The sequence below is a fragment of the Sporomusa termitida genome (genome assembly GCF_007641255.1).
Classification (GTDB): domain Bacteria; phylum Bacillota; class Negativicutes; order Sporomusales; family Sporomusaceae; genus Sporomusa; species Sporomusa termitida.
The window spans coordinates 2,869,840-2,882,207 of sequence record NZ_CP036259.1 but is presented as its reverse complement, the minus strand read 5'-3'; the positions used below and the strand labels follow the sequence as shown (position 1 = coordinate 2,882,207).

Genomic DNA, 12,368 nt, shown 5'->3' with positions numbered 1-12,368 from the left:
ATGAAATATGAAACAGTCATTGGACTGGAAGTCCATTCCGAGCTAAAAACCCAATCGAAAATATTTTGCGGGTGCAGCACCCGCTTCGGGGCCGACCAGAATACCAATGTGTGCCCTGTTTGCCTGGGTCTGCCGGGGGTACTGCCGGTAATTAACGAAAAGGTGGTGGAGTTTGCCGTCCGGGCCGGTTTGGCGCTTAATTGCCAGATCCTGCCGTTTAGTAAATTTGACCGCAAAAACTACTATTACCCGGATCTGCCCAAGAATTATCAGACCTCACAGTATGATCTGCCGATTGCCGTCAACGGCTATCTGGACATCGAGGTCAATGGCGAGACCAAACGCATCGGCATTACCCGGGTCCATATGGAGGAAGATGCCGGCAAGCTGGTCCATTCAGGCACGATCAGCAACAGCGAATATGCCCTGGTTGACTATAACCGTACCGGCGTGCCGCTGATCGAGATTGTCTCCGAACCGGACCTGCGCTCCCCGGAGGAAGCCAAGGCCTATCTGGAGAAAATGAAGGCCATCCTGCAGTATATTGATGTCTCGGACTGCAAGATGGAGGAAGGCAGCCTGCGCTGTGATGCCAACATCTCGCTGCGGCCGGCCGGTGCCGAGCCTTTTGGCACCAAGGCCGAGCTCAAGAACCTGAACTCGTTCCGGTCTGTGCAGCGGGGCCTCGAATATGAGGTGGAACGACAGACCGAGCTGCTCTCAGAAGGCGGCCGCGTAGTCCAGGAGACCCGTTCCTGGGATGAAAGCAAGGGTATAACCCTCTCAATGCGCAATAAAGAACAGGCCCATGATTATCGCTATTTCCCGGAACCGGAGCTGGTGCCGATCGTCGTCGATCCAGCCTGGGTCGAGAATATCCGGGCCGGCCTGCCGGAATTGCCTGACGCCCGCCAAGCCAGGCTGATGAGTGAGTATGGCCTATCGGCGTATGATGCCGAGACCATCACCGCCAGCCGGGTCATGGCTGATTATTATGATGCTGCCGTTAAGGCCGGTGCCGATGCCAAGGCGGCAGCCAACTGGCTAATGGGCGATGTAGCCAGGCATCTTAATGCCGCCGGCAAGACGGCGGCCGCTTGTCCGGTTGCGCCTGCCCAGTTAGCCGGTTTGATTGCCTTGATTACCAAAGGCACTATTTCCGGCAAGATTGCCAAAACGGTGTTTGAAGGCATGTGGGACAGTGGCAAGGACGCGGCGGTCATTGTCAAAGAGCAGGGGCTTGTGCAAATCAGTGACGAAGGTGCGATTGTGGCCATTGTTAACGGTGTTATTGCCGCCAATCCGCAGTCGGTAGCTGATTTTAAAGCCGGCAAAGAAAAAGCGATTGGCTTTTTGGTTGGCCAGGTTATGAAGCAAAGTAAGGGCCGCGCCAATCCTGAGCTTGTCAACAAACTGTTAAAAGATCGGCTGGCTAACATGTAATTTAAGCATAAATTGCCAGGCAGGGCGCGGTTTACCGCGTCTTGTTTTTTGCATGAAAGCCTGTCTGACCGCGCATAATGGTAGTATTGATAACGCCGAAAAAAAATGAGGTTATTATCATGCTGAAAGCTACCTGGGATTTACGGGCCGTATTCGCTGTTCATGTTCTGCGCCTGGCAACCGGCATACTTATCGTGCGGCTGGTATATCCGCTTTTTTTTACGGCAAGTCCCTGGGTAATCGAACTGACCGACCGCCTGATTATAGTGGCGTTAGTGTTGTGGAAGGTCCGCGATACCAGGGGCGACCCGGCTAAGCTGGGGCTTTCGTTCCGCAACTGGGGGCGCAATGTTGGGCAAGGTCTGGCTGGCGGACTGGTTTTATTATTGATCAGTCTGTACAGTGAACGTGTGTACACCACCACGCTGCTGGTGGCGCCGGCTCAGCATCCGATTGTCGCCGAGGTGCAGGCCGCCATGTCCTGGCAGCAGCTTATCATGCCTTTGTTTCTGGCCGGTATTGCGGCACCGGTTACGGAAGAGGTTCTTTACCGCCTGTTTACCTTTCTGCCGCTGAAAGATAGATGGGGCCTGTGGGGCGGCGCTCTGCTCAGTGCCGCAATTTTTGCCCTGTTTCATTTTAATGCGTATTGGCTTGTGGAGATGATTATCGTTGGTATTGGGTTCGCCCTGCTGTATTTTTGGACAGGGTCGCTGCTCACTGCCATTACGGCCCATTCGTTCATCAATACCAGTAAAATAGTCATGATGTATATGGGTATGTCGCTCCTGTAGCAGGATTTTGCCGGCAGCCGCTAGAAGATATTATGTGGTAAATTTTGCATACAACAATTTTTTCGCAGTGCTGCCAATGTATGTTGCTTCGCCTGCCAATGGAAGTCCGAACAATCTGTAGGGCCGCGTTCAGCAGTAAGTATCACTAAGCGGGTCTGCGGTGCCAATGCCTGGGTTAATGAAAACAAAGGGAGGACTTATTTTCATGGCTATAAGTCAGGAATTGCCGGTCGAAAAACTCCGCTTTAACTGTGATGACAGCGTGTTTGACTTTACGACAACCGAGACCGTATCACCGCTGGAGGTCATGATTGGACAGGAACGGGCGGTAAAAGCCGTTGAGTTTGGTTTGTTTACCAAAAACCCCGGCTATAATATTTTTATCTCCGGGTTAGTCGGCACCGGTAAGATTACGTATGCCGAATCGGCAGTTAAGAAAGTGGCCAGCCAACAGGAGCTTCCCTACGACTGGTGTTATGTGAATAATCTGGAAAGCCCCGGCCAGCCGATTGCCCTGGCACTGCCGGCCGGCATCGGCCAGGTTTTCAAGCAAGATATGCAGGAGCTTATTGAGAATCTGAAAACCGATATTCCGAAAGTATTTAGCAGCGAAGACTATGAGCAGGCTAAAGCCGGTTTGTTAAAGCAGTATCAGGAACAGCGCTCGGTGATGGTGGAAGAGTTTACCCAGTATGCCGAATCGCAGGGCATTTCCCCGCAATGGAGTTCAACCGGCTTTGTCGGCCTGCCGATGGTGGACGGCAAGGCGCTGGCACCGGAGGATTTTCAGAAATTGGAGAAGGAACAGCGGGAAGCCATTGAGAAGAATTTGTTTGCTGTCCACGAAAAAGGCATGGAGGTCGTACGCCGGATTCAACTGCTGGAGCGGGGGACCCGGGAAGACCTGAAACAGCTGGACAGCAAAGTCGGCCTGTTTGTTGCCGGCCATCTGATTGACGAGCTTAAGGAAAAGTATGACGGCCACAAAACGGTTGTTGATTATCTGGAAGCAATCAGGCAGGATGTTTCTAAAAACATCAATGAATTTAAGCCCCAGCCGGAAGAGGATAATAACCCTCTGGCTATTTTTAAGCGGCCGGCCCAGGATGCGAAGGATAAATACAATGTCAATCTGCTGGTAGAACACCGGGAGCCGCAGGGGGCGCCGGTTGTCGTTGAGATCAATCCCACCTACTATAACCTGGTGGGGCGGGCGGAATACGAAACCCGGATGGGTGTTGTCAGCACCGACTACACAATGATTAAGCCCGGGGCTTTGCATAAAGCCAATGGCGGTTACTTAATCCTGAATGCCCGGGATGTATTGACAAATGTTGGCGCCTGGGATGCCTTAAAACGGGTGCTTAAGACCAAGAAGCTGCAAATTGAGAACCTGGGCGAGCAATATGGTGTGCTGGCCATGGCCTCGCTGAAACCGGAGCCCATCCCGATTAACGTCAAGGTCGTATTGATTGGCAACCCCTATATTTATCAGCTGCTGTACAACTATGACGAGGATTTTCGCAAATTGTTCAAGGCCCATGCCGACTTTGACGTGATCATGGAGAACAATCCTGTCAATATTCAGAAACTGGCCGGTTTTATCAGTTCAACTGTCTGCCGGGAGAAACTTAAGCATTTCGACCGCTCCGCCGTTGCCCGGATTGTGGAATACAGTTCCCGCCTGACCGGATCACAAAATAAGCTGACAACCAGGTTTAATGATATTGTTGAGATCCTGTGTGAAGCCGATGTCTGGGCCACACTGGATAACAGTGGGATCGTCACTGCCGGCCATATAAGAAAAGCGATTGAAGAGAAACGGTACCGGGCTAATAAATATGAAGAACGTCTGCAGGAGATGTTCGCCGAAGGGCAGCTGTTAATTGACACCGACGGCGAAAAAACAGGGCAGGTCAACGGGTTGGCCGTACTGTCGGTCGGTGAGTATATGTTTGGCAAACCCTCCCGCATAACCGCCAATACCTATCTGGGCAAAAGCGGGATCATCAATATTGAGCGGGAGACCAAAACCAGCGGGACAAGCCATACCAAAGGCGTGCTGATCCTCAGCGGCTATCTTGGACAAAAGTATGCCCAGCAATATCCGCTGACCCTGACTGCCAGCCTGACCTTCGAGCAATTATATGACGGTGTCGACGGTGACAGTGCCTCAAGCACGGAACTGTATGCCATCCTGTCCAGTGTGGCTGACGCACCGATTAAGCAGTATATTGCTGTAACCGGTTCAGTCAATCAAAAAGGTGAGATTCAGCCCATCGGCGGCGCGACGGAAAAGATTGAAGGCTTTTTCGCGGTTTGCAAGCTAAAAGGTCTGACAGGCCAGCAGGGGGTGATGATTCCCCATCAGAATGCCAGCAACCTGGCCTTAAATGACGAGGTCGTCGAGGCTGTACGGCAGGGGCGGTTCCATATCTATCCGGTCGCAACGATTGATCAGGGCATTGAGATCCTGACCGGCATCCCCGCCGGTGAGGCCGGCCCGGACGGCACCTATCCGGCCGGCACAATCAACGCCCGTGTCAGCCGGAAACTGAAAGAATACACCGAAACCCTGATCAAGCTGGGGAAGGCTGCAGAGGATAAAGAACACACGGCTGCCGCCGAGCGCTAGTGAGCGTGAAAGCCGCTGCTGCCTTTTATCCAGCCGGAAATTAGTCATTTTACAGGCTAAAAAAGATTGAGCACAGAGGGCGGAAATCTCCGCCCTCTATTTAAATAGGAAGAAAAGGTGACATTGTGGCAGATAAAATTTCAGCGATCCCTCTGGCAAAAGGACAAAGTTATACAATTGAGATTACCGGGCTTGGCCATAGCGGGGAGGGGGTTGGCCGTTACCAGGGCTTCACCGTCTTTGTGCCGCACGCCCTGCCGGGGGAAAGTGTGACCGCCGTGATTGCGACTGTCAAAAAGACCTATGCGACCGGCCGTCTGGTAACTGTTCATACCCCGTCACCGCACCGGGTTCCTCCCGCCTGTACCATCTACAACCAATGCGGCGGCTGCCAGCTGCAGCATGTCAGCTATGAAGAGCAATTACAGCGCAAACGGCAGCAGGTGGTGGATGCGGTAACCCGGATTGGCAAGCTGACCGGAGTGATCGTTCATCCGACCCTGGGGGCGGACACGCCCTGGCATTACCGCAATAAAATGCAGTTGCCGGTGGGACAGCAGAACGGTAGGCTGGTGGTAGGCTGTTATGCCCAGGGCAGCCACAATATTATTGATACAGATAATTGCCTGATCCAGCATCAGGCCAATAACGATATTGCTGGGGTAGTGCGGGAAGTTATTGGCGAACTTGGCATTGAACCCTATGATGAGCATACCGGCCGGGGCATTATCCGCCATGTGCTGGGACGGGTAGGCACAGCTACCGGTGAGGTTATGGTTGTACTGGTAACGGCCACAGACCGCCTGCCGCACAGCAAAGAGATTGTTGAACGGCTGCGCAGCAGGCTGACAGGCCTTGGCAGCATTGTCCAGAATGTCAATTGCCAGCGCACCAATGTCATCATGGGCCAGAAAACGGCTACCCTCTGGGGCCGGGCTACGATTACCGATAAGCTGGGCGAGTTTCGCTTTGCTATTTCCGCCAGGTCATTTTTTCAGGTTAACACCGCCCAGGCGGAAGTGCTGTATGAGCAGGCCGTCAGATACGCCGGCTTGACCGGTACGGAAACCGTGATTGACGCCTACTGCGGCACCGGCACCATTACCCTGTTTCTCGCCCGTCAGGCCGCCCGGGTATATGGAATTGAAATCGTCGAACCGGCCATCCTGGATGCCCGCCGGAATGCCGTGAACAATCAGGTGAATAATGTGGAGTTTATTGTTGGCGATACGGTTGACGTGATGCCGCGCCTGTTTACAGAAGGCGTGCGGCCTGACGTCATTGTTGTCGACCCGCCTCGCGCCGGCTGTGAGCAGCAGGTGCTGGAGACTTTTGCGCGCATGGAGCCCAGCCGCATTGTCTATGTATCCTGCAATCCGGCTTCGTTGGCCCGTGATCTGGCAGTTTTGGACGGATTGGGGTATGAGACCAGGGAGATTCAGCCTGTTGACTTGTTCCCGATGACTTTTCACGTGGAGTGTTGCATTTGGCTGAAAAGAAAACACAGCCCTTGAAGCCAGGCGGTGCCTGGGTTCAAGGGCTGTGGGAAATAATGGTATATGTTTCCTCAGACGTAGATAGAAAACATCAGGCTTATCTGCTTGGTGTTTTCTATGTTAATCATTATCAAATTCGCCTTAAAGGGATGAAACTGGAAAGAGCCTATGAACCTTGACGTATAAGGGTTTGTAGGCTCTTTTTTTATATCAGCCTATGAAATTACCCTCATTACTTCGTCAGACTATGCAAGATAAAACTTGATCATTGCTACCAAATTCATAATATTACCAAAGGTTAAACCGGAGAAAACAACAGGGGATACCATGTAATGTGACGAATAAATAGTTGTTTTCTATTAAGACGAATGCTATCGCAATACCTATTAAGGAGGTATTTCCTTTGGTCATGCCAACCTATGAAGATATTATGCTGCCCTTTTTGAAACGATTAGCAGATGGGCAAGTACATTCCCTTAAAGAGCTGCGACAAGTATTGGCGGATGACTTGCAATTGACCGAGGAAGAACGAAATAGGCAACTGCCTTCAGGTCTGCAGTCCATATTCTATAATCGATTGAGTTGGGCGCGGACATATTTGAAGAAGGCGATGCTGATTGAAGCGAAAGCAGTGGGCCAGTTTCAAATCACAGACCGTGGGCGGAAGATACTGCAGCAGAACCCTGGCCGCATCAACAACCGTTTACTGGCTCAGTTCAACGAATTTAAACAGTTCAAACCACACTATCCAGTAAAGACTGGGGATTCCTTAGAAATAGTGGGGGCCAATGATGTCGACAAAACACCGAGTGAAATGATCCATAGTTATTACCAAGAACTTAGAAGTGCCTTGGCTGAAGAACTCTTGCAGCAAATTCTCGATTGCTCCCCGGCTTTCTTTGAACATTTGGTGCTCGATTTATTGTTAAAAATGGGTTATGGCGGCTCCCGAGAAGATGCAGCTCAGGTGGTGGGAAAATCCGGCGATGGGGGAATTGACGGCATCATTAAAGAAGATCGATTAGGCTTGGATTTAATCTACGTTCAAGCCAAGCGTTGGAAAGGTTCTATAGGAAGCCCCGAGATACATGGATTTATTGGCGCATTACAACTAAAGGCGGCACATAAGGGAATATTTATTACTACTTCGACTTTTACCCCGGCAGCACGTGAGGCTGCGATAAAAGCAGGCACTAGGATCGTTCTTATGGACGGAATTCAATTGACGCAGTTAATGATCGAGTATGGTGTCGGCGTGACGACAGAGACAGTATATGAAGTTAAACGGATTGATTCGGATTATTTTCTGGAAGAGTAGATTGCCTGGGTGGCCTTATGACGAGGCAAAGGATCACTATGTATGGAATGCGTGAAGGGGTCAAAAACAATTGGCATTTTTAAGTGTGAAAGGAAACGCCGGTTAGGGTGGTTTTGATGACCATCATAGCCGGCGTTATTTCTATTCAAGTTAGCAAAAATTACCAAGACCAACAACGTTTACATAAGAACACACGTTCTGGTATTATGTATATGGAGGTGGATAGTGGTGAGCGAACATACTATAAATTTACTAAGTATCCCTATTTACCAGCAGATGGCTCGGATATTTTACGTCGACCGATGTATGGTCAAGTGGGCGGGAATGCTTCTGTCTGAGCACAACGAGCAGATGAAAGAGAAAGAAGTCAAAGGCGATGGGGCTCGTTGATTTTTCTCGTTTTCCCCGCCGGAGCGTATTGTGCGTCGACGCAAAATCATTCTTTGCGTCCGTAGAGGCGGTTCGGCGGGGGCTTGACCCGCTGGAAGCCTATATTGCTGTAGTGTCGGATGTAAGGAGAGCCGGTGCGGTCGTACTGGCCAGCAGCCCGAGGGTTAAATCAGAATATAATATCAAGACCGGAAACCGGCTCTTTGAAATACCCAAACGTTCGCCGATTATGGTAGTAGAACCCAATATGGCGTTATATATCAAGGTGAACCAGGCCATACAAAATATATTCCGCCGCTTCGTAGCAGATGAAGATCTACACGTTTATAGCATTGATGAGTCCATATTGGATGTTACCGCATCGCACAATTTGTTTGGACCCGCAGAGGCGATGGCGGAAGCCATCTTAAAGATGGTGAAGGATGAGCTGGGGCTTATTGTGGCGGTAGGCATTGGCGATAATCCGCTGTTGGCAAAACTGGCACTGGATAATGAAGCGAAAAAGCGTCCGCCGTGGATTGCCAAATGGACGTATGAGATGGTGCCGGAAACGGTATGGAAAATACAGCCGCTGACTGCGTTTTGGGGCATATCCAGAGGCTACGATGAGAAACTCAAGCGAATGGGTATTTATACGATTGAGGGGCTGGCTCACGCCAATCCAGTGCGGTTGCAGAAAACGCTAGGCGTAATGGGGTTGCAGTTATATTACCACGCCTGGGGCTTGGATGCCAGCATCATTAGCCAGAAGGAACGGCCGAAAAGTAAATCCTATAGTAAAAACCAGATATTGATGCGGGATTACGATGTAAAAGCAGAAATTCTAATGATCATTAAGGAAATGGTGGGAGATGTATGCGCCAGGCTACGTAAGCACCAAGAGAAATGCCGCGAGGTACATCTGGGAATAGGGTACTCGGATAGAGAATTACACTTGGGCTTTACTGCACGGATTAAGCTGGTTCGCCCGGAGAACTCAACAGACATCATTAGTGAAGCGGCACGCCAGGAGTTTATTAAGCGGTGGCAGGGCGAGCCGGTACGATCAGTAAATATTACCGCTGGGAAAATCGTGTCACAAGGCCAGGAGCAGTTGGAACTATTTTTTGCAGGCGAAGAAAAGAAACATGCCATGGATAGAGTAGTAGATGATCTGCGGCAGCGATTTGGCAAAAAAGCGATTTTTTATGCTGGGTCGATGGCTGGCGGAACCTTCCTGGAACGGGCGGATTATGTGGGCGGACATAAAGGAAAAAGTGAATGATGTAATGCTGGGTTAATGGCAACATAGGGCATAAAAAACGGCCCCCGGATTTCCGGGGGCCGTAAGTCTTATCAATGCACAATGATGTCGTTTCCTTATTAATCCGTCCTGTGCTTCGCGAACGTTTCCTCGTTCGGCGGCAGAAAAAATGCCGGCACACCAAGCTCCAGAGCTTCGGCAACTTCAAATAAAAAACCTACGCGTTTCAGCGATTTAGGCCATTCGCGGCCAGCCTCGCCGCCATACTCTCCTTCAATCAGCTTGATATCACTTAGTGAACACTTAAGCTTTTCCGCCAGATGCTCCTGAGAGAGTCCCCGCTGCCGACGATAATACGCAATCCGTTTGCCGATTTCTTGGTACTTTTCCCCATAATCCGGGCGCATTTTCTGCCTTTTAGGCGGAGTTTCGTTAGTTGCGGATACCTCTTTGGCGCTTTTGTCGGTCTCCACAGGGTAAGCGTTCGGGGAGCCGTTCTGAAGCTTGTTCTTTGGTTTTTTGACCATCTTTATATATCCCCTTCCTAACAACCGGGGCAGTGTTTCACATCCGTGAAACCCGCTGAACGGTTGCGTGTCGGGGGAAATCAGAAAGAGCGCATGAGCAGGCCGTTTAATAGACCTACACATGCGCTCTTGCTAAGTTATCTTTTTCGTGTATGAGGAAAGATGGCGTACCGCGCGCCTTGGTCAAATGACCAAGCTGCTGTGTTTAAGCTGCCTTATAACCTCAGTTGTGCTTCATTAATTGCTGCATGCAGTCGCGCAGCCTCTTACCCCAATACGATCCTGCTATTACCCACATACCCTCTCCTTGTTAAAAGGCCAGGAAACATTGTATAATAAACATGTCGTCGTGGACAAAATGCTGTTACGTGTAGGTGCTTTGGACACCTGCGCGTGTCCGGAAGTGGCCTAACACATCCGGATCACGGCGACTTTTCGATTTCCACCGGCTCAATTATAGCTTATTTTTATGGGCTTGCCAAGAATGAATTATTGAAAGATGCGGGGGAAATAGGTATCAGGCTAATCTGTGCCTGACGATTTTTCTGAAGTATGGTAATGGGGCTATTTTCTAGCTGCATTACTCAAATAAGTAACACGGTGTAGATTATTAGATACCAATAATTACCTTTGAAGGAGGCGCCCGTTACAGGGAGGATTTACGTAAAAGGACTCGAAACCTGAACAGTAAAAGGAGGGTAACGAGTATGGATAATATAGCAAAATGGTCGCAATGGCCAGCAGACTTACATCAGCAGCCAGACCAAATTAAGCGTCAATTTTCTGCTGCCGAACCGAAAAACCAGCCACTTGAACTTGATGATAAAACATTAACTGGTATATTTGCCGGGTCTGGAAAAAAGCCGTATACGACTACCCTCGGCAAGTGTACTTGTAACGATTTTGTAAAACGCAAACTACCGTGTAAACACATGTATAGTTTGGCACATCAATTAGGTTATACAGAACTTCATGCTGCTGCCAATGACTATGATAAGAGCATGACCATTTTAGCATCCTATCCTTCAACAAATGGCTGGGGTAATTGGCATCCAGGAATTCATAAAGATTGGACGCAAAAAGAAAGGTATAAGAGAACCTTTGAAGCTGGTATGACAGTTAAGAGTCTACTTGTGAACGAGCAAACGGCCGTAATTAATGGTTATAACGTCAATCTTAAGGAATGTACTTGCCCCGATTTCAATGAGAGGAAATATCCCTGTAAGCACATTTATCGATTAGCAGTCGAATTAGGCATTCTTGAAAAACCTCTCGATGAAGCGCCACGATATCAGGTTTCAAGCGAAGGAACAATGTTTGTAATTAAAATTAAATAGGAAAGCTTAGACAATACAAGACTGATCCTCTACAACTACAGCGTGATCTTTAGAGAAAATGTACCAGGATAGCACCTCGACAGTTTTTACTATTTATATTTATATGGTGAGAAATTGCTTATTGTTCTTAAATATGGTTAGAAAACGTCCGGAATTTTGACGGTGGGGGATATACAGAATAACTGCCCCCTTATATTGAAAGTATACATTCAAACGTTTATTGACAGAATTATCCACTAGTGCTATATTTAAATCAAAGAAAGCTCAAAGGTAATTCCAAGTAAGTAGAATATAAATCATTTTGGTACAGGTGCCCTTCGGGGCCTAACAGAAAAGCCGGTTCAAGACCGGCGCGGTCCCGCCACTGTAATGGGGAGCGAGTCCAAGATATACCACTGGAACATGAGTGTTCTGGGAAGGTTTGGAGGAGCGATGAGCCAGAGCCAGGAGAACTGCCTGTACAACAATCACCACTTGACCTGCGACGGACCGGGGAGGGGATTGCGATGCAATTTTTTATTGATAACAAGAAGCCTCTCTGGATGCTATGATCACAGGGAGGCTTCTTTTGTTTTGCAAATGTTGGACAAAGCTGGAATAGCTGAAAGTTGCTAAATCACTTAATTATCTGTCCTATGTTTATCAAAGTTCTCTTCATTAATCGGTAAAAAGAAAATGACCGGGTCAAGTTGCAATCCTGCCGCTATCGCAAATAAAATATCCAATGAATAAGTAACATCTGAATTTGATGCTTCGATCTTGGATATATAGCTTTTGCTATAGTTAATCTTTTCGCCTAATGCATCTTGCGACAGCCCGCGCTTTGTACGATAAAAAGCAATTCGCCGGCCGATTTCCCGGTATTTATCTAAAAAGTTATCCTGCACACAAGTTCACCTCATATTTATTATAGATGTAGCAGGATTGAAGAAAGTTTCAAAAATATTGTTATATATTGCAAATATAATGAAACAAAGCTATACTATATAGTGATTGGTAAATGGTGCGGCGTGAATTGATAGAAAAATAAGATTTTTGTTCAGCACTATTTATGAACATATGCGCCTGCACCAACCAAGTAAAATGGAAGTTGCTTGGTGAAAGGAGAGTGAAGGGGAATCAGACTAATGCAATGATACTTAGGGATTAAACCGAGACAAATCGTTACCGAAAAGGAGGGAAAGA

The 12,368-nt window shown here is 48.8% G+C and carries 11 protein-coding genes and 1 riboswitch; of the genes, 9 read left to right on the top strand and 2 right to left on the bottom strand.

The window, feature by feature from the left end; translation table 11 throughout:
• From gatB to SPTER_RS13625, 8 genes are all read left to right on the top strand, one after another.
• Complete coding sequence (gene gatB / locus SPTER_RS13655) at positions 1 to 1,443, top strand: Asp-tRNA(Asn)/Glu-tRNA(Gln) amidotransferase subunit GatB (RefSeq protein ID WP_144350891.1); 1,443 nt, start codon at positions 1 to 3, stop codon at positions 1,441 to 1,443.
• A 77-nt stretch (positions 1,444 to 1,520) separates the two neighbouring features.
• Positions 1,521 to 2,237, top strand: a complete 717-nt coding sequence (locus SPTER_RS13650) for a CPBP family intramembrane glutamic endopeptidase (protein WP_246105304.1) — start codon at positions 1,521 to 1,523, stop codon at positions 2,235 to 2,237.
• A gap of 205 nt (positions 2,238 to 2,442) precedes the next feature.
• Entirely contained in the window at positions 2,443 to 4,872 is a 2,430-nt protein-coding gene (locus tag SPTER_RS13645; RefSeq protein WP_144350890.1) for a Lon protease family protein, read from the top strand.
• Positions 4,873 to 4,997: 125 nt separating this feature from the next.
• Positions 4,998 to 6,386, top strand: coding sequence for a 23S rRNA (uracil(1939)-C(5))-methyltransferase RlmD (rlmD, locus tag SPTER_RS13640; protein WP_144350889.1), 1,389 nt, complete (start codon positions 4,998 to 5,000; stop codon positions 6,384 to 6,386).
• Positions 6,359 to 6,547: a hypothetical protein gene (locus tag SPTER_RS13635; protein WP_144350888.1), complete on the top strand. Its 189-nt coding sequence runs from the start codon at positions 6,359 to 6,361 to the stop codon at positions 6,545 to 6,547. The genes rlmD and SPTER_RS13635 overlap by 28 nt, the downstream gene beginning before the upstream one ends.
• 230 nt (positions 6,548 to 6,777) lie before the next feature.
• Positions 6,778 to 7,686 carry a restriction endonuclease gene (locus SPTER_RS13630; RefSeq protein WP_246105627.1) on the top strand — a complete coding sequence of 303 codons (909 nt, stop codon included), beginning with the start codon at positions 6,778 to 6,780 and terminating at the stop codon, positions 7,684 to 7,686.
• 116 nt (positions 7,687 to 7,802) lie between these two features.
• On the top strand, positions 7,803 to 8,024 hold the full coding sequence (locus SPTER_RS24790; protein ID WP_170233072.1) for a hypothetical protein: 222 nt from the start codon (positions 7,803 to 7,805) through the stop codon (positions 8,022 to 8,024).
• A 38-nt stretch (positions 8,025 to 8,062) separates the two neighbouring features.
• A complete protein-coding gene (locus SPTER_RS13625) occupies positions 8,063 to 9,340 on the top strand; it encodes a Y-family DNA polymerase (protein ID WP_144350886.1) in 1,278 nt (425 codons plus the stop codon).
• Positions 9,341 to 9,438: 98 nt separating this feature from the next.
• On the opposite strand, the gene SPTER_RS13620 is transcribed toward SPTER_RS13625, so the two are convergent.
• On the bottom strand, positions 9,439 to 9,846 hold the full coding sequence (locus SPTER_RS13620; RefSeq protein WP_246105303.1) for a helix-turn-helix domain-containing protein: 408 nt from the start codon (positions 9,844 to 9,846) through the stop codon (positions 9,439 to 9,441).
• 707 nt (positions 9,847 to 10,553) lie between these two features.
• On the opposite strand from SPTER_RS13620, the gene SPTER_RS13615 reads away from it, so the two are divergent.
• A complete protein-coding gene (locus tag SPTER_RS13615) occupies positions 10,554 to 11,183 on the top strand; it encodes an SWIM zinc finger family protein (RefSeq protein ID WP_144350885.1) in 630 nt (209 codons plus the stop codon).
• Positions 11,184 to 11,474: 291 nt separating this feature from the next.
• Positions 11,475 to 11,657: riboswitch (cobalamin riboswitch) on the top strand.
• Between the two features lie 146 nt (positions 11,658 to 11,803).
• On the opposite strand, the gene SPTER_RS13610 is transcribed toward SPTER_RS13615, so the two are convergent.
• Positions 11,804 to 12,070 (bottom strand): helix-turn-helix domain-containing protein, encoded by a 267-nt coding sequence (locus SPTER_RS13610; protein WP_144350884.1) that lies wholly within the window; start codon positions 12,068 to 12,070, stop codon positions 11,804 to 11,806.
• Positions 12,071 to 12,368: the final 298 nt, after the last annotated feature.